This is a genomic window from Mycobacterium lehmannii (genome assembly GCF_001499925.1).
GTDB lineage: Bacteria > Actinomycetota > Actinomycetes > Mycobacteriales > Mycobacteriaceae > Mycobacterium > Mycobacterium lehmannii.
Genome location: NZ_LQIR01000029.1, coordinates 1 through 23,177 on the forward strand (window position 1 = coordinate 1; position 23,177 = coordinate 23,177).

Here is a 23,177-nt window from a genome sequence, read left to right on the forward strand (position 1 = left end):
GCCCGGCTGAGTCGGGTCGGGCTGGAGCAGGTTGCGGTTGCTCGTGTCGGACTCCTTGAGGCGGGCCAGGTCCAGCGCCACGTCGGGGTGCGCGACGAACGTGTTGACCTTGGCACCCGCGTTCTCGGCGGCGGCGATGGCCTCGAGGAACGGGTCCACGTTGGCGAAGCCTGCGGCCCCGGCGTAGACGTCGGACGGCGCGATGCTGCCCAACCCGCTCGGCCCGTTGGCTGTGGTGTTGGCGAACCAGGCGCTGTCGACCTTGCGCTTGAGTGACTGCACCAGGCGCTGACCGATGACGTTGGTGGCCTCGGGAGAGCTGTCGGCGATCAACTCGTTGCTCACAACGGTCAACCCGGCGCACTTCTTCGGGGTGACCTCCAGCTCATCGAAGTCGGCCTCGTCCACGGGGATCTCGGCCGACTCGGGCGTCCACGACACGTCGGGGTCGCCGGTCAGGAGCGGGATGCGGTACGAGTGGCTGGCGGTGCGGACCACGGTGGAGGCCTGCATGGCCACGCTCTCCAGCGTGAGCGGTTGGATGATGAGGGCGTGCACATCCGCATCGCGGAGAATGCTCGCGGCATTGCTAGTTAGCTGAGTCATGATGGACTCCTGTTGTGACACAAAGTGATTACGGGTTGTTCATCCGTGCTCACCGCGCATCGCGGAGTCTCGCTCGGTGCCCACGCGCAACGCGTCGGGCTGAGGGGTGGTCAGGCCAGCTGCGGCTGCGACAGTCGCGGCCGACCTGCCACGTGCATCATACCTCAACGATGGTTCAGCTTACGGAACCCCCTCTGGCGTGCGCCTTGAGCACTTCTGCGAACGTGAGCGGCGGGTTGTCGCCGCCCGCGCTGGTGGTCCGGCCAGCCACGGGGTTGGCCTGCGGCTTGCGGGCGATCTGGTTGGCCACCCGCGTAGCCTCCATCGCCTCGACCAGCCGCTCGTAGTCGGCCACGTCGGTCGCCCCGCTGGCGTAGTCCTCGGCGCGCACGCCCAGCCCGGCGAACGTCTCGGGCGGCACGCCCACCTGCTTGGCGGCCAGGTTGAAGATCGCCGCGTTGGCCGCGGCGATGCCCTGACGCAGCTCGTCTCGTTCGGCCTCGGCTTCGGCCAGGCGCTGGCGCACGCCCCGCTTGGGCTGCTCGCCGTCGCCACCCTCGGCCGGGTCCGGCTGCTCCTCGTGCGCGTCCGGCAGCTCGTCCTCGGGCTCGGTTGCGCCTGTGTCGGTTACGGGTGTGGTCATGATTCCTCTCCTTCGGTCAGGTCGGCCCACTGATCCATAAACTGTTGCGACGGTGCCATTCCCGCCAGCTCGGCCTGCGTCCACGGCGGCTCCACCGTCTCCAGCTGCGGCCAGCGCCGCTTGCGAACGGTCGCGGTCGGGTAGCTCACCCAGGTGACCAGCCGCTCGGGCAGCGTGAAGCCCAGGTGGGCCAGCAGCGTGCGCTCGGCGTCGGTCGCCGGTCGTGCCCACGGGCCACGCATCATCGGGGCGGCCACGCTGCCGATCAGCCGCGAGCGGCGGTAGTCGGCCTCTTGTGTTGCGTCCTCGGCGTCCTGCAGCTCCTTGGGCAGGTGCGCGAACACCAGCCAGCCACGGTACTTGTCGGGGCGGTGCTCGCCGATCTCATCGGGTGCGGTCATGGTGTTTCCTCCAGTTCGGTTGTGTCGGATAATTGTTCGTCCACGTGGGCCAGCCAGCGCTCGCGCTCGATCCACTCGGCCATCGGGGTGAGGATGCCGGGCTGGATGGACTCGACGAAGGCGAGCAGCTGCACGCCCACGCTGATCACGGCCAGCGCGTCCACGAGGTCGTGGCTCATGGCCCAGGCGGTGGCCCGGTCGTGGAGCTGCTGCAGTGTGATCGGCCCGTCGTTCTGGTCGCGGCCAGACCACGGGCGCGCCAGCGCCAGCGTCTCGATTCCGATCTCGCCCTCGCGGTGGGTGAGCGATCCCTGGATGTCGCCGTGCACCAGCGCCTCGCCGCACATCTCCAGCAGCGAGGTGATGCCGACGTCGGTGCGCTCCCCGGCCACGCGAATCAACGTCGCCAGCACAGCCAGGACGGTGCCGGGGTCAGCGCCGCGGTCGATGATCACCGGGTAACCGCCAGAGCGGGCTGCGCTCAGCAGGTCGGCGGCCACGGCGCGGAACAGCTTTGGGCTAGGCAGTTTGGTGGGCACGGGCTACTCCTTCGGGGCTGACGGCCGCTGTCGCGGCCTGTCGGGGGTTGGGGGTGGTGTTGGGTACACCTGTGGGCGTTCGGGGCCGTGTCGCGGCAGCGGCGGCCCGCTTCCGCTGCCTGCGGCGCTCGGTGGGCGGCAGGGTCAGCTCCCCGGCCATCACGCCGGGCGGGCGCTGCTCCATCGGCAGGCCATGGAGGTAGGCGGCGCACTGCTGGAGCACCGGGCACCGGGTGCACGTCTTGGCCGCGGCGGCGAGGCGGCTGTCGCGGACGGCGCACGGCTCGGGGTCCTCGCCGGGGTCCCAGTCCCAGCGGTCGGAACCTTTGCAGAGCGCACCACGGAGGTCGGGTGCGGCGGTGATGGCTGCCGTCATCCCGGCCTCGATGTCGCCGGGGGTGCGGCTGCGCCACAGGCGGGCCATAACAGGCAGATCGGCGGTGCTCATCGGTCGACCTCTCCGGTAGCCGACCGCCCCCCGCCTATTACATAGGCGGAGGGGAGCGTGATCGGCTGGGCGTGATCGGAACCGTGATCGGCGTGATCGGAACCGTGATTGGCTTGACCTGCGAGAACGCGATAACCGTGATCGGCGGCGTGATCGCAAGATCGGCCGGCGACGACACGCCGCCGTGATCGGCCGTGATCGGCTTCCGTGATCGGTTGAATGGCCGGGATTCTCACGGTGCCACCTCCGCGGCGGTGCTGATGAACCACACCGCTGGCGGCTTCGGGTTGGCCGGTGTCACCGCAGCCTGATCCCGGTACGCCAGCCCCTTGCCCACGAACCAGTCGAGTTTGCGCCGGGCACGTTCGACCGCACTACGGTCGTCGGCACCCAACCACGACTCGGCCATCTGCTTGGCGGTCATGCCGTCCGGCCCGGCCGCCCGCAGCACCTCGAGCGGATCATCCTCGGTGCACACCTCGAGTAGCCCGGCGTCTCGGTCGGCCAGGATCGTCAGCGGCCCGATCTCGGCGGCGGGTTGCCGTAGGTGGCGCAGCGTGATGACCGGGTCGCCGGGCTGGCCCTCCAGCATGATCACCGACCCGCACCCGGCCACCAGCCACGTCGACCCGTAGACGTCGGCCACCTCGCGTCCCGGCTTGCCGCCTGTGGGGCTGCGCTTGATCGTGTGGTGCAGCTCGCACACCTCGATCCCGGCCTGGATCACCAGCTGCCGGGCGCGGTTGTACCCGGCACCCACCTCGTCGTCGGTGAGGCCCACCGCGGCGTCCTTGAGGCTGTCGACGTAGAGCGTGGAGGCCCCGGCCTCCAGGCACATGTCGCGCATCAGCGTCACCTGGCGGGCCAGGTCGGCGGGCGGCGGTCCTTCCCACACGAGGAGGCGCTCATCGAGCACGGCACGGTCGGTCTCGTCCACCCGGCGCGCGAGGGCGCGGGCGATCTGCACCGGGCGGTCCATGGCCAGGTACACGATGACGCCGTCGCGGGGCTTGACCGGGTACCCCAGCACCCGGCCGTCTCCGATGCCCAGCTGCGCGAGCAGGAGCTGGTGCGCGAGCGTGGTCTTGCCGACGCCGGGCAGGCTGGTGATGAGCAGCGACTCCCCCGCGGCCCAACCGACCTCGGCACCGTCTCCCCAGAGCGCCTCGGGGTGCGCCGGACGGTCGAGCGCGAACGTCCCACCGCGCTTGAACTTGAACCGCGGCTCGGCGGCGTCCTCGCCGGGGTCGAACTCCGCGGCGGGACCGACCATCTCGCGCTCGGGGATGTCGGCATCGCGCTCCCCGCTGGCGTCGTCCTTGCGGTAACCCGATGCGATAGTGCCGTAGCCCAGCCCGTCGCCGATCTCGCGGTCGTCCAGCCCCACATGGCGGGCTGCGTCGGCCAGTTGCGCGGTGACCTCGGCCTCGTTGAGTAACCCGGCGCGGATGTATCGGCGCAGGTTGGCCGCGGCCTGGAACAGGGTGTGATTGCGGCAGCCCTCGGTGGCCGCCAGCACGTTGTCCACCTCGCGGCGCAGCGCGCCCTCGGCGTACCGGACAGCCCGGTCGGGATCGTCGGAGGGATCGGTCCCCGGCCGCGGCGGTGGGGTTGCCTTCGGCGGCAGGAGTTTGCGGTCGCGCAACTTCTTTCGGAGCGGGTGGTTGTCGCCGCTGAGCGGCGGCTCCAGGTGCCACTCCTCGCGGGCCATGCGGTCCAGCCAGTGCTCACCCATGGCGCACCTCCACTCGGTACCCGCGGGCGCGGGCGGCGTCCACGAACCGCCACAAGTCACAGGTGTCCATCACCAGCCAGCAGTGAGCGCGGTGTATCCAGCGGCGGTCGGACGACCACGTGATCTGCTTGAACAGCCGCAGCGCGTCGGCGTTATCGGTGGCCAGGGTGTAGGACCCGGCCCTGGTGCGGATGAGCGTGAGATCCGGTGCGGCAGAGGTATTATCGGCAGTAACCACCGCGGCTTGGTCGGCCTCGCTGGTCATTGGTAACGAGCTGCCCCCGCTGGTCACGGGGGCGCTCCTTTTCGTCGGGAGGGACATGGGCGTTCCTTCGGGTTGGGGGATGTTCTGGACCGGATCGCCCCGAGGAGTTGGAAGTCTGAATTACGCGGCGCTACCCCCGCTTTCAACGAACTTGTCGAGGTCGGAGACGCGGATGCGGATGAGCTTCGGCCCGACGCGCCGGGCGGGCAGCTTGCCGCTGGCGATGTAGCGGCGGATGGTGGGCACGCCCATGCTGAGGTAGTCCGCAGCCTGCTTGATGTCCACCCAGCCGGGGGTGGTGGTAGTGGTCTTCTTCATGCCGCCCAAGCTAGCTGTTGATGGTCGTTGGTAACCGTGTAGTAACAAGTAGTTATGACCGTGCGCGACAACGGAATTGTGTGGACACGTCCACACCGACACACGCAGGCGAGCTGGGCAAAAGGACGCCAGAACGACACCAGCCGCCCCCCTTGCGGGAGCGGCCGGTGGTGTTGGTGTGTCGGACTACCCGGTGGCCAGCTTGCTCAGCGCGTCAGCCACCTCGGCGTCCCGGTTGTCCACCAGACCCTGGTAGATCATGGCGGCCCGGACGGTCGAATGCCCCAGCCTGTCCATCACCTCGCGCAGGTTGCCCACCTGAGCGGCCATGGTGCCCGCGAAGTGGCGCAGGTCGTGCCAGCGCATCCCCTCGATCCCCACGGCGGCGCACGCGGCGGCGAAGTAGTCCCGGTTGACCCGGTCGTTGAGGTGACACCCGCCCTGTGCGGCCGGGAACAGCTGCGCGTTCGGCTCTGCGCCCACGAAGTCCATCAGATGCCGGGCCAGATCGGCGCGGATGTGCGGCGGCACAACGACTTTGCGTCCCTTACCAGACTTCGGGGTGTCAATGTGGCACTCGCCGCTGCGGTGCACCGCACCGCGGGCGATGGTGATGGTCGAACAGTCGACGGCCACGTCCTTGCGCCGCAGCTCCACCAGCTCGCCCCACCGCGGGCCGCACCAGGCGGCGAGCAGCACCTCCATCCGCAGCCGGGCGGGCATCGCGTCTGCGAGCACTGCGACCTGGGCGGGCGTCGGGATCACCGGCTGGCGCTTGGGCGGGTTGGCCATCGCCTTGGTGATGTGGCACGGGTTGGCCGCGAGCAGACCGTCGACCACGGCGGTGGCGCAGACGGCGTGGAGGAACTGGTAGGCGTGAGCGCGGGCGGTCGGCCGATCCGCGGGCAGCGACGCGTACCAGGTGCGCACCAGCGGCGGCGTCAGCGCCTTGAGTGGTGCGTCTCCCAGCGTGGTGCCCTCGATGCGGTTGCGGAGCACGGCCTCGTAGCCCTTGCGGGTGCGGTACTTCAGCCCCGGCCGCTGGGCGATCCACTGCCGGGCGTACTCGGCCACCGTGGTCCCGCCCGCGGCCTTCTCGGCGGCGCGGACGGCCGGTGCCGACCAGGCCCCGGCCTCGACCAGTCGGCGCTCGTTGGCCAGCCAGCCCTCGGCAGCGAGCTTGGTGCTGAACGTGTGCGGCGCGACGTGCCGGATAGCGTCTGGCCCTGTGTACGACGCCTGCCAGTTGCCGCTGGGCAGTTGCCGCAGCAGGCCCCAGCTGCGGCGTGCGGGGCGCTTACGGGTCTTCATGGCAGTAGCGCGAGCACGAGCACGAACACCAGCACGCCGAAGGCGAGCGCCACGGGGACGGTTATCGCAATCACCAGGCCCAGGACCCAGCCGTCGACAAAGCGCTGGGGCGTGGTTCTGGGCACCTCGCGCCAGCGGTAACCATCCCACCAATAGCGCTGCTGCTGCTGCTGCGCGGCCATCATCGCGGCCAGCGCGGTCCAGTTGTCCATGGGCAAACCCTCCCCACGTGCTGTCGGCGTGCAGTCCGTGTGCACCCCAGTGGTTACGCGAGCGAATATACGACTACATCCCGCGAGGCGGTAATCCGCTGGTAGAGGCGTATTTTCGCAGCTAAGCCATGGTAACAGCTATCTCGCGGTCGGCTAATTCGAATCCTGCCGGGGGCACCACTGCCCGAACAACGATTGGTTCGCCAGCCTTACTCGCAGGCCAATTCGAGTCGTTCGAGGCGGCGCACGAGGAGGCTCGGCAGCCACCGCCCAATCTCAGCTACTTCGATCTTCGACGTCCGGTCAAGGAGTTGACCAAGCACGATGCGGGCCTCCAATCGAGCGAGCGCCGCCCCGACGCAGAAGTGCGCACCCTTGCCGAATGTGATGTGGTTCTTGCCGGCCGGCCGGTCGAGTCGAAATTCGTCGGGATCATCGAAGTGTGACGGATCGCGGTTGGCCGCTCCCCATAACAGTAGAAGGCGCGAATGCGCAGGAAGCTCGACGCCACACAGTGTGGTGTCGGTGACGACGTGACGATAGTGGCCCCGAAACGGCGGCTCGTATCTCAATACCTCTTCAAGGAACGCGCCCAGCAGCTCCGGGTGAGCACGCACCTGCTCTTGGATATCAGGACGAGTCGCCAAAATCCAAGCTGCGGAACCGATTAACGATGCCGTCGATTCACCTCCCGCGCTGAACAAGATGATCATCATCGCCTGCGCGGTCAGCTCTTCCAGCTCACCCGATGCACATGCGATGGCCAGGTCGCCGAGCAAGTTGTCCTGCGGGTCGGCGGCAGCATGCCGAAACTGATCGGTGATATAGGCCGCGAGTTCCATCACGGCGATGCCGGCAGCGGTGAGTTGATCTTGGCTGACAAGCCCCTCCACCACCTGCGTCGCTGAATAGCCCCATCGCACGAGGTTGTCGACGTCGGCGTCCGGGACGCCGATGATGCGGCCCACGACCATCATGGGCAGTCGGTCCGCCATGGCGCTCATCCATTCGATGCGCCCATTTCGCACGTTGGCATCCCAGAGCTGCACGGCTGTCTCTGCGATGAACGGCTCGAAGGCACGGATACGTTTGGCCGCCAACTGCGGCAGCAACGCTTTCCTGTGCACCGCATGCGCGGGCTCGTCGGCGGTGGCCAACACATGGCTCTTTCCGCCCAATCCCTCCATCTCGAAGGTCCCGACCTCGCCACCAGGCTGATACGTCATCGTCGCGGTCAAATTCGACGAGAAGTCCTCGGGTCGAGCGATGGCCTCGTTGACCGCGTTCCAACTGCACACCGCGTAGAACCCAGAATCGCCGATCTGATGCACCGGCGCCGTGGACAACATCCGCCGATAGAGAGGGTAGGGGTCCTGTACGCAATCATCGTCGAACAACTCGATGCCAAGACGCGTCATTTCTCCACGTTGGTCGCAGTCGTCTGCCCGCGTCAATTGTCTGCGCACAAGATGAGACTCGTGCTCGGCCCCCCGCGCGGCATCCGTCGCACGCTGCACTCCGTACCCTGCACCAACTTGAGAATCACCGCCAATTTTGTCTCAGCCTTGAGACGATTGGCTTTCTCAATTCGAGGAGGTCAGTGTGGTCCGAGACGATTGGCTCCTTGGAGGCGAGCGCCGTACGGCAGCAGCAGACCGTATCTATGCCGCGGCGACCGACCTCGTCTTGCGGGACGGCCTAGACGGCATCGACATTGATGCCTTGGCGGCCCGAGTGCACTGTTCGCGGGCGACCATCTACCGCTACGCCGGAGGCAAAGCCCAGATCCGCGACGCCGTGCTACTCCGCCTTGCGGCACACATCGTCGACTCGGTGCGACGCGCCGTTAGCAACTTGAGTGGCGCGGATCGAGTGGTGACGGCGATAACAGTCGCACTCGAACACCTGCGATCAGACCCGATGCGCCAGATGATGATTGGGGTGAGCGCCGGTCGCGATCTGACAGGACTCCCTTCTTCGCCGGTGCTGGGCCGTCTCGCCGCAGACCTTGCCGGCATAACGGACGACGACCCACAGGCAGCCCAATGGATCGTGCGCGTCGTCATGTCGTTGGCGGTCTGGCCGATCGGCGACGGCGAGGTGGAACTGCGGATGGTGGAGCGCTTCGTCGCGCCAGCATTCGACTGACGAGTCCTGTCGACAAAGTCGCGTGCTCGATCCGAGCTGCTGCACGTAAGCAATCGAGAGTCGCTGTCCCGCAACGCTTTTGCGCTGCTCAGCCGTCGTCGCCGTCCTTCTTTCCCAGCTTGCCGAGGCCTCCGACCGCGTCACTGACCGTGTCGCTGACCTTGTCGGTGACCGACTTGACGGCGCCGCCCACCGCATCGGTGACCTTCTTCGGCGCATCCTGGACCGTCGAACGGAGCCCACCCGTCGTGTCCTGGACCGTCGAGCGAAGATCACCCGGCGCGTTCGCGCCGCCCGGGCCACCGGAAGTGCGCCCGTTTCCTATCGTCGTCGGCCCGCCCGGGTTCCCCGTGCCGGTGATGACATTCAGCCGTGGACGGGTCCGTGGTCCCGAGTCGGCGGGAGGAATGTTCAGATTCTCCGCGACATCTGCCACGGCGGCGGTGGTGTTCGCCACGACCGGCGCCGGGGCGGCGAGCAGGTTGCTCGGCAGCGCCGGGGCGGGTGCCGGCGCCGCAGGTGCCGCGGGCGGAAGCGGCTTGCTCACCTCTTCGACCGGTTGCGACGCCTGCGCCAACAGCTCGTTCAACGCGACCATCTGCTGCGCCAACTCTTTGGCGCCCGGCCCGAAGACACCGTTGAGCGCCTTCTCGATCTGAGGATTCAGCGGCCCGAGGGTGCTGCTGAGCGGAGCGCGCAAAGCGGTGCTCACCGGAGCGCGGTTGTTGTCGACGCCCAGATTCGTGAGGACCTCGCTGACCGGCCCGTCGAGCGGTTGCCCTCCCGGCGCGGTGCCCACCTGGGTCGTCGGCACCGTCGGGACACCGAACAAGGTGGGGCCGGTGACCCCTGCACCGGAGGTGCCTGCGTTCACCGAGCCGAGCGAGTACACGACGGGAACGGGCCCGAGCGACGTCAACAAAAGGCCGACCGTGCTTCCGCTGTTGAACGCGACGCCGTCCGTTCCGACATAGGTGGCCGCCGGAGTGCTCTGGCGCGTGTACGACGCCAGGATCGGCGGGCTCACCACTGCCCCGGCTGGCGTGATCACCACAGGCATGGTGACGACTCCGAACGACGAGATACCGAACGGCAGTTCGGCACCTTCGGCGGCGATCGGAACGGCAACCAGAGTCTCGGAGCCCAGGTTGGGCAGGCCCGCCGGGAGCGGAACTTTCGACAGCGCATCGACCGGCCCGACGACCACGATCGGCGCGGCGGCCAGCAACCCGAGCGACCCGCCCAGCGCGCGGTACGAACCGGATCCCGCGGGGATCCACGCGGTCAGCGTCGGCGTGGAGACGACGTCGTCAAGCGGCGCGAGCGTGTCGCCGACGAGCTTCTGCACCTCGGGAGGCGCGTCGGAGAGCGACACGCCGGCGACGGTGATCCGGTCGCTGATCCGGTCGACCAGACCGGCTGCGGTGTGGCTGGGCAACTGGATGAATGTGCTGCCGAGACTGGTCTTACCGCTGGCTGCGAACAGCGGCCAGTTGAAGGTCGTTACGAACTCGGTTTGTGTCGCCGTCAAGCCGATCACGTCGAGCACATCTTCAACCGTCGGAACACCCGCAATCTGTCGGCCAACCCCCGGCGCCTGGTTGAGGGCGTTGAGCGCGTCGATGACACTCTTGATGCTCGCGAGCGGCAGCAGAACGGTGTCGGCTGCGGCGTCCACCTCGTCTCCAGCGCCGGGGCTCAGCGTTTCAGCGGTCGCGGCGATGACCATCACCGTCGCGTCCCCCGAGATGCCGGGTACAACGTCCAGTCCCGTCGCCGAGGACGACGCCGCGAGCAGACCTTCGGTGGTGGTCAAGTCCTTTTGCGTGGTGCGCGCGGTGAAGGTCGGCAGCCAGCCGCCTGACCATCCCGCTATCGGGTTCCAGAACGAGGCCGCGGCGCCGCCGAAGGCGCCTGCGAAGACCAGCGCGCTGTCCATGGCCCGCGCCGAGCCGGTGACGGTCTGGGTGTAGGGACCAGTGGATGCGGCAAGCGCGACATCCGCGCTGACAGGCGGTTTGGGTGCGGACACGGCGACGGTCAGAGCCGTCGCCGCAACTGTGGCGGCGCCGGCGACGGCGAACTTCTTGGGTCGACCCATGTTCCGGTGGTTGCCAGTCATCATTGACCAGTCCCTTCAGAAACTACTTCACCGCACACCGCTATTGTCAAGATCGTTAATTCAGGCGCGGTACCCACTTCTTCGCGGCTTCAAACCGGCCTCGCGAAAGTGCCTTCTCACCGGTGGAGACGTTGGCGGTCGCCGTGTTTGCTGGCGGCGCAGGCACGATGATGGCGGGACGGTTCAGATCGGCAGGCTCGTGCCGGTTTCCTTCTCGGCGAACTCCCAGAGCCTTCTGGCGTCGTTGTAATCGCATGCGACGGCGCCCCGGCCGCTCAACGTCGGCGCACCCTTCAAGCCGTACCTGCTGTCGATGCCGACATAACTGCCGGGAGGAATCGGCTCGGTGATGCAGTACAGCGTCGGCGCCGCGCCCGCGTCGAGATCGTTGGCGAGCACCCGCGCCGCCACCTTCACCACGGCGTGAAACGCGGCCATCGCGGGCTTTTCCGAGACGTTCGACAGATTGGACGCTACCCAGCCGGGGTGTGTCAGGAAGCTGGTGATGGGCGAGCCTGCCTCGCGCAGCCGGCGATCGAGTTCGAGTCCCCACAGCATCACGGCCAGCTTCGAGCGGGCATAGGCGGGGAACGCCGACCATTTGCAGGAGCGCAGATGGGGGTCGGCGAGGTTGATGCTCGCCGACTTGTGGGCATCGGAGCCCACGTTGATGATCTTCGACCGCACGCGCTCGAAGAGCAGGTTGGTCAACGCGAACGGTCCCAGGAAGTTGGTGCCGAGTGTGGTTTCGAACCCGTCCACGGTTTCGCCTCGGTTCTGCGCGACGAGGCCCGCGTTGTTGATGAGGATGTCGACGTGCCCGTCGAGCCGGTCGGGGAAGGCGCGCACCGACGACTGGTCGGCCAGATCGAGTTTGACCACCGTCGTGTCGCCGCCCATCTCCGCGGCTCGTTGCGCACCCAACTCGAGGTTGCGCACCGCAAGGATCACATGTGCGCCCGCGCCGGCCAACGCCCGCGCCGTCGCCAGTCCGACGCCGTTGGTGGCCCCCGTGACGACGATCCGCTTCGCGCTCAGATTGCCGAGCCGGCTCGGCGCCCAATTCGTAGCCACCGTGTGAGGTTAGGCGATGCGGTCGGACCGCAGGATCGTTGACACGACACATCGGTGCTGGTTGTCTACTCGCCGATGAGCGACTCCGCCCGCGAGATCGAGAATCTCGTCTACGCCTACGCCGAGCGAATCGACGCCGGCGATTTCGACGGTGTCGGCGAACTGTTCACGCACGGCCGGATTTACGGCGTCGAGAACGGGCCGCCGGACACGGTTTTCGAGGGCGCGACCCGGGTGCGGCAGATGTTCGAGATGGCGGTGCGCCTCTACGACGACGGCACTCCCAAGACCAAACACCTCACCACCAACGTGACGGTTCGCGTCGACGAAGACGCCGGGACGGGCCACGGCAGCGCCTACTACTGCGTCATGCAGTCCACACCCGAACTACCCCTGCAGGTCATCGTGACGGGCCGATACCGCGACACTTTCCACCGCGTCGACGGCACCTGGTGGTTCGACAGTCGCACCATGTTCATCGACCAGGTCGGCGACACCAGCCACCACCTCAAGTTCTAGAGGGCGGGGAGGACCTTCACCACTTCCACGGCTTGTTCCAGTGCCCTGGGGGTGGGACACCGGGAATGTGGGCGATATGCCCCGGTGGCACCTTCGGGACATGGACATGCACTACCGGCGGTCCCGGAATGTGGACATGGCCCGGTCCTGGCGGATCCCAGCGCCAGTCGTCGGCGGCGGCCTGGGTCGCACCGACGCCGACAGAGGCGACTCCCAGCGCACCGGCCAACACGGCTCCGGCCGCAAACCTCTTCAATCCTGTCATCGTCATCGTGATTTCCTTTCGGCGATCTGCCCCCGCCGCTGCTATGGACGCTCGGTATTGCTGTCCAACGCGACGCGACCCTCACGACTTCCCCGACAGCCCCATCCTGCCACCGCACTGTGTATGACCGCCAACCGCCCTACGACGCGAATTCGTTGACGACCTCGGCAATTTTGCGCACCTGCTCGACGTCCGAACTCGTTGGGATCAGATGAATTTCGTCGGTGCCGATGTCCTCGAACCGACGCAAGACGTCGAGCAGTTCCCGTTCGGTGCCCGCCCAGCCGGTCATGGGCGCCATCGCATCGACCACGTTGGCGGGGATCCAGTTCATGTAGCGCCGCAGATGCCGATGCACCTGTTCGCGCGGTTTGTCACCCTCGCCGATCGCGAACCAGAACGACGTCGCCAGGTGCGGTGCAGGTTTACCGGCCTGCGCCCAGGCGGTGCGCGCGACATCGAACAGCTCGTTCTGCCTGTCGACATCGAGATCGAGCGTCGTACCCGCCAGCCCGTCGGCCCACTGTGCGGCGCTGCGCACGGTCCTCGGCCCGATCGTGCCGACCAGCAGTCTCGGGCCGCCGGACTGCACCGGCGCCGGGCCGACCGGCAGGACGGATTCGTTGACCTTCTCACCAGCCCAGACCCTGCGCATCACCGCGACGCGATCGGCCATCCCCCGCATGGTCTGGCTTGCCGGGTCCGCGCCGACCGCACGGTAATCCTCTTCCCTACCGCCGACGCCGAGACCGACCGTCAACCGCCCGCCGCAGAGCAGATCGCCGGTGGCCAGCGCCTTGGCCAGCATCACGGGGTCGTGCAGCTGCGGGACCACCACGGTGGTCACGAGGCGAACCCGGTCTGTCCACGCGGCGACCGCGCCGAGCAGCGTCAGCGAGTGCGGGTTGTCGAACGCGATGCGCTCCCCCCAACACAGCGACGAGAAGGGCCCGCTGTCGATCACCCGGGCCCACGTCTGGAGCGTCTCGGCATCGAGGTCGGCTTCCATGACAGGCAACGTCATCCCGATTTGCACGACGGCGATTCTGGCACGGCTGGCAGCATGGGGACATGGCGATCACCACCACGTCCGTCGCGCACATCCGGCTGACCGTGACCGACATCGAACGGTCACGCGAGTTCTACGAAGCCGTTTTCGGCTGGAGCGTGTTCATCGAGCAACCGGAGGGCGCCGACGCGGCGACCCGCCGGGCGCTCAGCTTTCTGTACGGGGGTGTCATCTATGACCTCGGTGGTGTTCTGGTAGGACTGCGGCCGGTCGGCACCGAATCGTTCGACGAGAACCGCACGGGCCTCGACCACCTAGCCTTTCGGTTGAGCAGCAAGGACGAACTCGACTCCGCGGAAAGCCATCTCGACACGCTCGGCGTCGCGCACGAACCGATCAAGGACATCGGCCCGATGTACATCCTCGAGTTCCGCGACCCGGACAACATCGCGCTGGAGTTGACCGCCCCGAAGTGACTCCTCAGACCAGTCCGCTCATGATGTCGGCGACCGAACCCGGCCTTGCCGCGCGGAACCCGATGCCCGCCCACACGTTCACCCCGTGCGGATCGCCCGCCCGCACGGCCGCGGCCCGCAGCGGGCTGGTCAGGTAGTGCACCTCGGGGTATCCCAACGGCGCCTCGTCTTCGTGGTCGTCGACGAAGCGGTTACGCAGGCCGCGTGCGTAACGACCCGAGAATGCCTTTGTCACAACGGTTTCGGTGAATTCACGATCCTGCAACGCCGCACGGTGCACGGGGCTGCTGCCCGCTTCGTCGGCGAGCAGAAACGCGGTGCCGAGTTGCGCGGCCACCGCGCCCGCGCGCCGCACCCGCGCAACGTCCTGGGCGGTCATCAGACCGCCCGCCGCGACGACGGGCACGTCGACGTGGGCGATAACCGAAGCCAGCAATTCGTCGAGCGGGACCTCTGACGGCCGCGCGGTCGGCTCGAACGTGCCGCGATGGCCTCCGGCACCGGGACCCTGCACAGCCACCGCATCCACGCCGCGGGCCACCGCGTGCTGCGCTTCGTCGAGCGTCGTCACGATGCCGACCGTGGTGATGCCCGCGGCGCGCAGCAGCCGTATCACTTCTGCGCTGGGCAGACCGAAGGTGAACGACGCCACCGCGGGCTTGAGGTCGACCAAGACGTCGAGCTTGGCCGTCCAGGCGTCGTCGTCGAACCGAGGCTCACCGAGCGTGGCGCCGTAGCGTTCGGCGTCGCGGGTGAGCGCCCGCGCATAGCGGGCGATCGCCTCGGGGTCGGACGCGCTGGGCTGTGGGACGAACAGGTTCGCACCCACCGGGCCGGTTGTCAGCCGCTGTGTCGAACTGAGGCGTTCGCCGAACGCCTGCGCGGTCAGGTAACCGGCGGCGACGAAACCCAAGCCGCCCGCATTCGTTCCGGCGGCGGCGAGTTCCGGCGTGGAGGGGCCGCCCGCCATCGGTGCCACGATGACGGGATGTTCGAGGTCCCTGAAGTCGAACGTCACGGGTCCATCGTGCATCGTTGTTCGCGCGCCACCGCGGTGGTTGACTGAATCGGTATGGCCATCACGTTCAACCACACCATCGTGGCCTCGAAAGACCGCGAGGAATCGGCGCGGTTCTTCACCGATTTGTTCGGGTTGCCCCCTGCCCGGGAGTTCGGTCATTTTCTGGTCGTGGACCTGGCGCACGACGCCAGCCTCGATTACGCCCAGGTCGGCCCGGAGGAAGACATCCGTGCGCAGCATTACGCATTCCTGGTGTCCGAGGACGAGTTCTCCGAGATCTACGACCGCATCCTGGAGCGGGGCCTGCAGCACTGGGCAGATCCGAGGGGCATGCGCCCGGGCGAGATCAACCACAACGACGGCGGTCGCGGTGTCTACTTCCAGGACCCGGCGGGCCACTATCTCGAGATCATCACCCGGCCCTACGGTTCCGGCGCGACCTGACCCGCGCTAGTTCAGCGAGTGTCCCCGCTTGGTCTCCTGATCGCGGTAGTCGTCGGCGAGCTTGCGGACGTGCTTTGGCAGCGCATCGGCGGCCACGTCGGCGATGCTCGTCTGCTCGAGCACCGATCGCATGCTTGCGCGCAGTGCACGCCAGACGTCGGTCAGCGGCGTCGTCGGACCCGTATAGGGCAGATCTCCCAGTCCGATGTCACGAACGCTGGCCAGCGGACCGTCAATGCAGCGCAGCACGTCGGCGATGCTGATGTCTTTCGCCGGGCGGGCCAACTCGTAGCCGCCTTCGCGGCCGCGGTGGCTTCGTACGAGTCGGTCGGTGCGCAGGGCGGACAGGATGTCGACGAGGAATTGCGGAGGAATGCCCTGCGCCTTGGCCAGGTCGTCGGTGGTGACGAGGACACCGTCGTCGGCGGTGGCCAGTTGCACCATCGCGCGGACGGCGTACTCCGCTTTGGCCGACATACGCATCTGAAGGATTCTGCCACTGACCGCGTGCACGACCCGGTTGGTACGTTCGGCAGCTATGGCGGGCGACGGTTGGCGGACACTGGTCGACGGGATGCGCACGGCCGTGGAGACGCTGGCCGAGTTCACCGAAGGGCTTGACCCGAGCGAACAGGCCGACGGCCAGCGGGCACTGACGCGGGCCGTCAACAATCTGCTGGGCCGCCTCGAAGTCGACCGCGATCGTCCGGAACTGGTGCCGTTCAACGGGTGGCGGGAGAAGTTCTTCATGGACAATCCCGACTTCCGGTATTGGATCACCGACATTCGCGACGACCGGACCTACCGAATCTCGGGCAACGTCGGAGACTCGGTGTACCAGTCGATCACGGTGTACAGCGGGACCGGTGTCGCCGACGCGGCAGCGGTGGCACGCCTGGAGACCGGCGACCTGGGGATCGACTCCGACGGGAAGTTCACCGCCACGCTGGCGGACCTGCCGCCGGGATCGTCGTCGGTGTGGGTGCGCTATGCGCATCACAGCTCGGATCCGGCAAGCCCCGGCTGGTGCCACATCGAGGTGCTCGACGCCGACGACACACCCCCTTCCCCCACTGATCTGGACCGCGCGCTCTCGCGGCTGGGCACCGTGATCGCCAACGTGCCCAAGGTTTTCGAACTGTCGACAGCCGCCGACTTGAAAGCACCGAACGCCGTGCGGCACTGGTCGGCGATGGCCGGGGGCGCGGCGTTCACCGAGCCGGGCATCCACTACGTTCGCGGCGCGTGGCAGTTGGCCGACGGTGAGGCGTTGGTGCTCGAAGGATCGGTACCGGCGTGCCGGCACTGGAACATCGTGCTGTACAACCGCTTCCTCAACTCGCTGGACCACCGTCACCGCACCGTCACCCGTACCGCGGCCTCGACCACCCTGATCGATGGCAGGTTTCGGTTCGTGCTCGCGGCGGAGAACCCGGGTGTCGACGGCTACGACTGGCTCGACACCGAGGGCCTGCCCTTCGGGCTGTTCGTCCTGCGGTTCCTCCACCCCGTCGGAGAACCGGAACTGCCCGCCGCGCGCCGGATCCGGCTGGAGGAGCTGCGATGACGTGGCGGTCGCCGCGGCGCACCGAAGTGGCCGAGCAGATCTACGCCGAGGCCGACAAGGACCGGACCGAGAATCCGCACCGCTACCGTTTCGACGCGCAACGTGTCGTCGAACGGGCATGCCGGCGTGGCGAATACACCCCTGAGCAGTTCGCGCCAGGATGGGCCGACGGTTTGGACGCCTTCCTGGGCTCGGCCGAGCAGGACGGCAGGCTCAACGCCGTCGGCATCCGGATGGCGCTGCAGTCGGCGACCGGCAGGCTGCTCGCGGGTGCGCGGATTGCACAATGCCGTGCTGCGCGGCCCGATCTGTGCGACGTCGCGTTGCCCCCGCCGATCGTGATCATCGGCGGGTGGCGCACCGGCACGACGTTTCTGTTCCGCCTGCTGGGCACCGACCGCCGTCTGCACGCACCGCTGCCTGCCGAATTGGTATCACCCTGGCTGTTCATCGACCCCGACCGCCCCGACCCCACCGAGGTGAGCGCGACGGCCAGCCAACTGCTGCATACGCTCAACCCGGACATGGCGATCGTGCATCCGTCCGGCCCATCGCTGCCCGAGGAGTGCGTGCTGGCCATGGGCACCGACCTACGCAACTGGGGCTTCACGTCGATGATGCGGCTGCCGAGCTACGCCGAATGGCTTGCCGCGCAGGACTTCACCGAGCCCTACGCGCGCTACCGCGAGATACTGCAACTGCTGGCCCGCCACGACGACCGTCGATTCGTGCTCAAGGCTCCCGCGCACACCGCCGAGTTGGACCACCTGATCGAGACATTTCCGGGACTGGTGGTTGTGCAGATCCACCGCGACATCGTGGCGACGCTGACCTCGGGCGCAAGCCTGTTCGCGGTGTACCGCAGCACCTACAGCGACGATGTCGACGCGTTCGAGGTGGGCCGCCAGCAGGTCACTCAGAGCGAGCTGTGGTTCCGGCGTGCCCACGAGGTACGCGACCGGACGCCGACGCATGCAGCCACGTTCGTCGACATCGACTACCGCGACCTGGTCTCCTCACCGAAAACAGCGCTGGAGCATGTCTATTCAGCCGCGGGGATGGAGCCACCCGACGACCTCGACGGATTCGTCGATCAGTACAACCGCGCCAATCCCCGCGACGTGAAGGGCCAACACCGTTACACACCGGAGGAGTTCGGGCTGGTACCCGACGAGATCCGGGAACGATTCGCGTTGCTGGACTAGGTTCCGCGCTAGGCGGCCGCGGTGACCCGCAGCACCGCGTCGGCCAGTTCGGGCCGGCACACCACCAGGTCGGGCAGCAGCGGATCGCGCCGGTTGTAGGACAGCGGCGACCCGTCAATTCGCGAGGTGAACAGCCCAGCGGCGCGGGCGACAGCCACCGGGGCCGCGGAGTCCCACTCGTACTGGCCGCCGGCATGCACATAGACATCCGAGCGTCCCTGTACGACGGAGGCGACCTTCGCTCCGGCCGAGCCCATCTCGACGAGCGCGCCGCCCAGCGCGTCACGCACCGCGAGCGCGATGGCCGGAGGCCGCGTGCGCGACACGACGATCCGCGGCGTCTCGGGTTGCGGCGGGGGCGGCGTGACCGTCGGGGTGGCCAGCGTCATGCCCTGCGCCGGAAGCGCAACGGCCCCGGCTACCAGTTCTCCTGCCTGCCAGAGGGCAACGTGCACCGCCCAGTCATCGCGTCCGAGTTCGGAGAACTCCCGGGTGCCGTCGAGGGGGTCGACGATCCAGACACGTTCGGCGGTGAGGCGCACCGGGTCGTCGGCGCCCTCCTCCGACAGCACAGCGTCGCCTGGCCGCTCCGCTGCCAGCGCTTCGGTCAGGAAATCGTGGGAGCGTTTGTCTCCGGCGGCCTTTCGTTCGGCGGTGGTCGCGTCGGCGAGCTCGTCCCGCACGTCGAGCAGGAGCTTTCCGGCCGCCGTGGCCAGCTCGGCGGCGAGATCGTGATCGCTCACTGCCGACTTTCCAGCAGATCGATCACCATCTGAGCCAACTCCTCCGGGTCGCGTTCGGGCGTCAGCCGCAGATCGGGATTCTTCGGCCGCTGGTAAGGGCTGTCGATGCCGGTGAAGTGGGTGATCTCACCAGCACGGGCTTTGGCGTACAAGCCTTTCGGATCGCGTCGCTCGCAGTCCTCCAACGGGGTGTCGCAGAACACCTCGAAGAAGTCGAGCCCGGCCTCGGTGGTGACCTTTCGGGCCAGGGCCCGGTGCTCCTCGAGTGGGCTGATCGCGGGCACCAGCACAACCTGTCCGGAGTCGGCGAGGATCGCCGCGACGTGGGCCAGCCTACGCTGGTTCTCGGCGCGGTCGGCCATCGAGAAGCCGAGGTCGGCGTTGAGCCCGTGACGCAGGTTGTCGCCGTCGAGAACATAGGCGGGAACGCCCTTTTCGATCAGCTTCTGCTCGACGAGCATCGCCACCGACGACTTGCCGGAGCCCGAAAGGCCGGTGAACCACACGGTCCTGCCCTTGCTCAGCCGGTCCTCGGCCTTGCACAGTGACTCGTGCCGGACGGTGTTGGGGCTCGAGGTGCGGGCGGTCACCTGCGGGAGGATCATGCCGGCGGCGACCGTGCCGTTGGTGTTCGGGTCGATCAGGATGAACGAGCCGGTTGTCGCGTTGCGGCTGTACTCGTCGAGCAGCAGCGGCTGTTGTGTGCGCAGCGAGATGCGGCCCAGCTCATTGAGTTTGAGCGCGGTTACTTCCTTATCCCGGTGCAGCGTGTTGACGTCGAGGCGGTAGTCCAGCGCCGTGACCCGGGCCCGCGTGGTACGGGTGGTGTGCTTGAGCACGTAGTCGCGGCCGGGTTCCAGCGCGGAACCGTCGGCCATCCAGCAGACGGTGGCATCAAACTCCTGCGCCACCCGCGGCTGGTTGTTCGGCCGTGCGATGAGATCGCCACGCGAGATGTCGATGTCGTCGGTGAGGCTGATCGCCACCGCCATCGGAGGAAAGGCCTCGTCGATCGGACCACTGGGCCCCTCGATTGCCGCGATTCGTGACGTCAGGCCCGTGGGAAGCACGACGACCTCGTCGCCGACCTTCATCACGCCGCCGGCGACGGTGCCCGCATAGCTGCGGTGGTCGTGATGTTCCAGGGATTGCGGGCGGATCACGTACTGAACGGGGAACCGCACGTCGACGAGGTTGCGGTCGCCGGCGATGTAGACCTCTTCGAGGTGGTTCAGCAGCGGCGGACCTTCGTACCACGGGGTGTTGTCGGATTTGGTGACGACGTTGTCGCCGTTGAGCGCCGACAGCGGAATCGTCGTCACGTCGTGGATGTCCAGGCGGGCGGCGAAGTCATGGAAGTCGTCGCGGATCTTCTCGAAACGCTCTCTGTCCCAATCGATCAGATCCATCTTGTTCACCGCGAGCACGATGTGCCGGATACCGAGCAGCGATGCGAGGAACGCGTGGCGGCGGGACTGTTCGAGTAACCCGTGGCGCGCGTCGACCAGGACGATCGCCAATTGCGCGGTGGACGTACCGGTCACCATGTTGCGGGTGTACTGGATGTGGCCCGGGGTGTCGGCGATGATGAATTTGCGCTTGGGCGTTGCGAAGTAGCGGTAGGCCACATCGATCGTGATGCCCTGCTCACGCTCGGCCCGCAGGCCGTCGGTCACCAGCGCCAGATCGGTGTAGTCGTGACCGCGTTCCTTGGAAGTCCGCTCGACAGAGGCTAATTGGTCTTCCATGACGGCCTTGGAGTCGAACAGCAGCCGGCCGATGAGGGTCGACTTGCCGTCGTCGACGGAACCCGCGGTGGCGATCCGCAGCAGCGTCGCGGCGGGCCGGGCGGTGGGCCGTTCGGTGGTGCGAGTCATCAGAAGTAGCCCTCTCGCTTGCGGTCTTCCATACCGGCCTCGGAGATGCGGTCGTCGGCGCGGGTGGCGCCGCGCTCGGTGAGCCGCGAGACCGCCGTCTCGGCGATGACCTCGGAAACCGTTGCGGCGTGCGACTCCACGCAGCCGGTGCAGGTGACGTCACCGACGGTGCGGAACCGGACGGTCTTCTCGACGATCTCCTCGTCCTTGCGCGGCTGCAGGTACTTGTGCACGGCCAGCAGCATGCCGTCGCGCTCGAACACCTTGCGGCGGTGGGCGTAGTAGATCGACGGCAGCTTGATCTGCTCGGCGCCGATGTAGGACCAGATGTCGAATTCGGTCCAGTTCGACAGCGGGAACACGCGGATGTGCTCACCCTTGTGGTGGCGCCCGTTGTAGAGGTTCCACAGCTCGGGCCGCTGGGCCTTCGGATCCCATTGGCCGAACTCGTCGCGGAAGGAGAACACCCGCTCCTTGGCGCGCGCCTTCTCCTCGTCGCGGCGGGCGCCGCCGAACGCGGCGTCGAACTTGTTCTCGCGGATCGCGCGCAGCAGGGTCACCGTTTGCAGCGGGTTGCGCGACGGGATCGTCTCGACCACGCGGCCGGCGTCGATATCGTCTTGCACCTTGGCCACGACCAGCCGGACACCGAACTCCTCGACGAGCTCATCGCGGGTCTGCAGCACCTCGTCGAAGTTGTGTCCGGTGTCGACGTGCATGACCGGGAACGGCAGCCGGCCCGGGCGGAATGCCTTCAGCGCAAGGTGCAGCATCACGATGGAGTCTTTGCCGCCGGAGAACAGCAGCACGGGCCGCTCGAACTCCGCGGCGACCTCACGGATGATGTGGATGGCCTCGGCTTCCAGGGACCGCAGATGGCTGAGTTCGTAGCGGCCCGCGTTGAGCTGTTCGCTCGTGGTCGTCATAGATTTCCTCGTAAAGTTGGTAGGAATGACCATATTTACGATCATTACCCGATATTAGACACCGCTGCCGCCCGCAGTGTCAACGCGACCGGTCGGTGCCCCGCTGCCCTTTCGTGCGTCCCCCTCATGCCTCCCCTCGTGGTGCGAGCGTGCGTGTTTGCCCACGACAGGCCGCTAAAATTCGACGGTTTGGCCGCGCTCGAGGGGCCGCGAGCGTGCGCTCCGCGCTTACCCGCGACGTAATTGCTTCGGCGCGCCCAGTGCCGATACTCGACCCATGACCACCACTTCCCCGCCCCGGACGGGTGCCGATGTCATGGCGCAGTTCATCCCGCAGTCCCCGTTCGTCGCCAAACTCGGCATCGTCGCCGAGCGACTCGACGGCGACGCGATCCGGTTGCGACTGCCGTGGGATAAGTCGAACGTGACCGTCGGCGACATGGTGCACGGCGGCGCGATTGCGGCCTTGGCGGACGTCGCGGTGATGGCCGCGGCGTGGTCGCAAGCTGAGGTGCCGGAGCCACTGCGCGGGGTTACCACGTCGATGTCGATGCAGTTCCTGGCGCCCGCTCGCGCCTGTGACCTGGTCGCCATCGGGCGGGTGCTGCGGCGAGGCAAGACGTTGGTGAACTGCGAGGTCGATGTCGTGACCGTCGAGGGCGATGCCGTGGCGAAGGCGATCGCGACCTACAAGGTCGGTTAGCGGTCGCTTGCGGGCCGTGAGTGACCGCAAACTGCCGGAATCTGGCGGCGTGTCGTGTACAGACACGGCCGCTCGCGGCAGTGAAGAAGGGGCTACGGGGTGACCTCGGTGAGCCGGCCGGTTGCTACGTCGAAGATGAAACCGCGCAGCGACTCGTGCTTGGTGACGAACGGGCTCGCCTCGATCCGTCGCAGTGACTGCCGCACGTCCACCTCGAGGTCGATGAAGGACTCGGCCGCCCACTCGGGCTTGATGCCGATCTCGTCTTGGATCTGCTGCTTGAAACCGTCGTCGGTGAAGGTCAGCATGCCGCAGTCGGTGTGGTGGATCAGGATAATCTCTTTAGTGCCGAGCAGCCGCTGGCTGATGGCCAGCGAGCGGATCTCGTCGTCGGTGATGACGCCGCCGGCGTTGCGGATGACGTGGGCCTCACCGTCGCCCAGACCGAGAATCCGGTAGACGTCGAGACGGGCATCCATGCAGGCCACCACCGCGACGTGCTTGCTCGGCGGCAGCGGCAGCGGACCGGAGAACGTCTTCGCGTACTCCTCGTTGTTCTTCAGATACTCGTCGGTCACAGACATCCGTCGACCATATAAC

Annotated in this window: 28 protein-coding genes; 7 read left to right on the plus strand and 21 right to left on the minus strand. The window is 67.3% G+C overall.

The window, feature by feature from the left end:
- The 11 genes from AU192_RS16070 to AU192_RS16120 all read right to left on the minus strand — a co-directional run.
- A partial coding sequence (locus tag AU192_RS16070; protein ID WP_133148035.1) for a phage major capsid protein occupies nucleotides 1–606 on the minus strand: 606 nt, incomplete at its 3' end.
- A gap of 175 nt (nucleotides 607–781) precedes the next feature.
- Nucleotides 782–1,249: a hypothetical protein gene (locus AU192_RS16075; RefSeq protein ID WP_064397898.1), complete on the minus strand. Its 468-nt coding sequence runs from the start codon at nucleotides 1,247–1,249 to the stop codon at nucleotides 782–784.
- The gene (locus AU192_RS16080; RefSeq protein WP_064397899.1) at nucleotides 1,246–1,650 is read right to left on the minus strand and encodes a hypothetical protein; all 405 of its coding nucleotides are present in this window, start codon (nucleotides 1,648–1,650) and stop codon (nucleotides 1,246–1,248) included. Before AU192_RS16080 ends, AU192_RS16075 begins: the two co-directional genes overlap by 4 nt.
- Nucleotides 1,647–2,189 carry a hypothetical protein gene (locus AU192_RS16085; RefSeq protein WP_133148036.1) on the minus strand — a complete coding sequence of 181 codons (543 nt, stop codon included), beginning with the start codon at nucleotides 2,187–2,189 and terminating at the stop codon, nucleotides 1,647–1,649. Before AU192_RS16085 ends, AU192_RS16080 begins: the two co-directional genes overlap by 4 nt.
- Nucleotides 2,170–2,637 carry a WhiB family transcriptional regulator gene (locus AU192_RS16090; protein ID WP_064397903.1) on the minus strand — a complete coding sequence of 156 codons (468 nt, stop codon included), beginning with the start codon at nucleotides 2,635–2,637 and terminating at the stop codon, nucleotides 2,170–2,172. The genes AU192_RS16085 and AU192_RS16090 overlap by 20 nt, the downstream gene beginning before the upstream one ends.
- Before the next feature lie 232 nt (nucleotides 2,638–2,869).
- Nucleotides 2,870–4,372: an AAA family ATPase gene (locus AU192_RS16095; RefSeq protein WP_064397905.1), complete on the minus strand. Its 1,503-nt coding sequence runs from the start codon at nucleotides 4,370–4,372 to the stop codon at nucleotides 2,870–2,872.
- The gene (locus tag AU192_RS16100) at nucleotides 4,365–4,664 is read right to left on the minus strand and encodes a hypothetical protein (RefSeq protein ID WP_133148037.1); all 300 of its coding nucleotides are present in this window, start codon (nucleotides 4,662–4,664) and stop codon (nucleotides 4,365–4,367) included. Before AU192_RS16100 ends, AU192_RS16095 begins: the two co-directional genes overlap by 8 nt.
- Nucleotides 4,665–4,757: 93 nt before the next feature.
- A complete protein-coding gene (locus AU192_RS16105; protein ID WP_064397908.1) occupies nucleotides 4,758–4,955 on the minus strand; it encodes a helix-turn-helix domain-containing protein in 198 nt (65 codons plus the stop codon).
- A 186-nt stretch (nucleotides 4,956–5,141) separates the two neighbouring features.
- Entirely contained in the window at nucleotides 5,142–6,266 is a 1,125-nt protein-coding gene (locus AU192_RS16110; protein WP_064397910.1) for a tyrosine-type recombinase/integrase, read from the minus strand.
- Nucleotides 6,263–6,478, minus strand: a complete 216-nt coding sequence (locus AU192_RS16115) for a hypothetical protein (protein ID WP_064397912.1) — start codon at nucleotides 6,476–6,478, stop codon at nucleotides 6,263–6,265. Before AU192_RS16115 ends, AU192_RS16110 begins: the two co-directional genes overlap by 4 nt.
- A 209-nt stretch (nucleotides 6,479–6,687) precedes the next feature.
- A complete protein-coding gene (locus tag AU192_RS16120; RefSeq protein WP_064397913.1) occupies nucleotides 6,688–7,896 on the minus strand; it encodes a cytochrome P450 in 1,209 nt (402 codons plus the stop codon).
- A gap of 184 nt (nucleotides 7,897–8,080) precedes the next feature.
- Here AU192_RS16120 and AU192_RS16125 point away from each other — a divergent pair, with 184 nt between their 5' ends.
- The gene (locus AU192_RS16125; protein WP_064397915.1) at nucleotides 8,081–8,626 is read left to right on the plus strand and encodes a TetR/AcrR family transcriptional regulator; all 546 of its coding nucleotides are present in this window, start codon (nucleotides 8,081–8,083) and stop codon (nucleotides 8,624–8,626) included.
- An 88-nt stretch (nucleotides 8,627–8,714) separates the two neighbouring features.
- Here the strand turns inward: AU192_RS16125 and AU192_RS16130 are convergent, their stop codons facing one another.
- Nucleotides 8,715–10,751 carry a hypothetical protein gene (locus tag AU192_RS16130; RefSeq protein WP_064397918.1) on the minus strand — a complete coding sequence of 679 codons (2,037 nt, stop codon included), beginning with the start codon at nucleotides 10,749–10,751 and terminating at the stop codon, nucleotides 8,715–8,717.
- Nucleotides 10,752–10,931: 180 nt separating this feature from the next.
- Nucleotides 10,932–11,822, minus strand: coding sequence for an SDR family NAD(P)-dependent oxidoreductase (locus AU192_RS16135; RefSeq protein ID WP_064397920.1), 891 nt, complete (start codon nucleotides 11,820–11,822; stop codon nucleotides 10,932–10,934).
- A 75-nt stretch (nucleotides 11,823–11,897) separates the two neighbouring features.
- Here AU192_RS16135 and AU192_RS16140 point away from each other — a divergent pair, with 75 nt between their 5' ends.
- Nucleotides 11,898–12,341, plus strand: coding sequence for a nuclear transport factor 2 family protein (locus AU192_RS16140; protein ID WP_064397955.1), 444 nt, complete (start codon nucleotides 11,898–11,900; stop codon nucleotides 12,339–12,341).
- A gap of 16 nt (nucleotides 12,342–12,357) precedes the next feature.
- Here the strand turns inward: AU192_RS16140 and AU192_RS25140 are convergent, their stop codons facing one another.
- A complete protein-coding gene (locus tag AU192_RS25140; protein WP_242656961.1) occupies nucleotides 12,358–12,612 on the minus strand; it encodes a hypothetical protein in 255 nt (84 codons plus the stop codon).
- 133 nt (nucleotides 12,613–12,745) lie between these two features.
- Complete coding sequence (locus AU192_RS16145; protein WP_064397921.1) at nucleotides 12,746–13,630, minus strand: LLM class flavin-dependent oxidoreductase; 885 nt, start codon at nucleotides 13,628–13,630, stop codon at nucleotides 12,746–12,748.
- Between the two features lie 47 nt (nucleotides 13,631–13,677).
- Here AU192_RS16145 and AU192_RS16150 point away from each other — a divergent pair, with 47 nt between their 5' ends.
- Entirely contained in the window at nucleotides 13,678–14,091 is a 414-nt protein-coding gene (locus AU192_RS16150) for a VOC family protein (RefSeq protein ID WP_064397923.1), read from the plus strand.
- A gap of 4 nt (nucleotides 14,092–14,095) precedes the next feature.
- Here AU192_RS16150 and AU192_RS16155 read toward each other — a convergent pair whose 3' ends face one another.
- A complete protein-coding gene (locus AU192_RS16155; protein WP_165593311.1) occupies nucleotides 14,096–15,109 on the minus strand; it encodes a nitronate monooxygenase in 1,014 nt (337 codons plus the stop codon).
- A 54-nt stretch (nucleotides 15,110–15,163) separates the two neighbouring features.
- On the opposite strand from AU192_RS16155, the gene AU192_RS16160 reads away from it, so the two are divergent.
- Entirely contained in the window at nucleotides 15,164–15,556 is a 393-nt protein-coding gene (locus AU192_RS16160) for a VOC family protein (RefSeq protein WP_064397927.1), read from the plus strand.
- A gap of 6 nt (nucleotides 15,557–15,562) precedes the next feature.
- Here AU192_RS16160 and AU192_RS16165 read toward each other — a convergent pair whose 3' ends face one another.
- Complete coding sequence (locus tag AU192_RS16165; protein ID WP_064397957.1) at nucleotides 15,563–16,039, minus strand: Rrf2 family transcriptional regulator; 477 nt, start codon at nucleotides 16,037–16,039, stop codon at nucleotides 15,563–15,565.
- Nucleotides 16,040–16,094: 55 nt separating this feature from the next.
- Between AU192_RS16165 and AU192_RS16170 the strand changes: the two genes are divergently transcribed.
- Nucleotides 16,095–17,123, plus strand: coding sequence for a DUF1214 domain-containing protein (locus AU192_RS16170; protein WP_064397929.1), 1,029 nt, complete (start codon nucleotides 16,095–16,097; stop codon nucleotides 17,121–17,123).
- Nucleotides 17,120–18,328 (plus strand): sulfotransferase family protein, encoded by a 1,209-nt coding sequence (locus tag AU192_RS16175; RefSeq protein ID WP_064397931.1) that lies wholly within the window; start codon nucleotides 17,120–17,122, stop codon nucleotides 18,326–18,328. Before AU192_RS16170 ends, AU192_RS16175 begins: the two co-directional genes overlap by 4 nt.
- 8 nt (nucleotides 18,329–18,336) lie before the next feature.
- Here AU192_RS16175 and AU192_RS16180 read toward each other — a convergent pair whose 3' ends face one another.
- The 3 genes from AU192_RS16180 to cysD are packed head-to-tail and all read right to left on the minus strand — an operon-like array spanning nucleotide 18,337 to nucleotide 21,919.
- Entirely contained in the window at nucleotides 18,337–19,071 is a 735-nt protein-coding gene (locus AU192_RS16180) for a 3'(2'),5'-bisphosphate nucleotidase CysQ (protein WP_064397933.1), read from the minus strand.
- Complete coding sequence (gene cysN, locus AU192_RS16185) at nucleotides 19,068–20,948, minus strand: sulfate adenylyltransferase subunit CysN (RefSeq protein WP_064397935.1); 1,881 nt, start codon at nucleotides 20,946–20,948, stop codon at nucleotides 19,068–19,070. The genes AU192_RS16180 and cysN overlap by 4 nt, the downstream gene beginning before the upstream one ends.
- Nucleotides 20,948–21,919, minus strand: a complete 972-nt coding sequence (gene cysD / locus AU192_RS16190) for a sulfate adenylyltransferase subunit CysD (protein WP_423202698.1) — start codon at nucleotides 21,917–21,919, stop codon at nucleotides 20,948–20,950. Before cysD ends, cysN begins: the two co-directional genes overlap by 1 nt.
- A 232-nt stretch (nucleotides 21,920–22,151) precedes the next feature.
- Here cysD and AU192_RS16195 point away from each other — a divergent pair, with 232 nt between their 5' ends.
- A complete protein-coding gene (locus AU192_RS16195) occupies nucleotides 22,152–22,577 on the plus strand; it encodes a PaaI family thioesterase (RefSeq protein ID WP_064397938.1) in 426 nt (141 codons plus the stop codon).
- A 92-nt stretch (nucleotides 22,578–22,669) separates the two neighbouring features.
- Here the strand turns inward: AU192_RS16195 and AU192_RS16200 are convergent, their stop codons facing one another.
- On the minus strand, nucleotides 22,670–23,161 hold the full coding sequence (locus tag AU192_RS16200) for a beta-class carbonic anhydrase (protein ID WP_064347063.1): 492 nt from the start codon (nucleotides 23,159–23,161) through the stop codon (nucleotides 22,670–22,672).
- Nucleotides 23,162–23,177 lie beyond the last annotated feature (16 nt).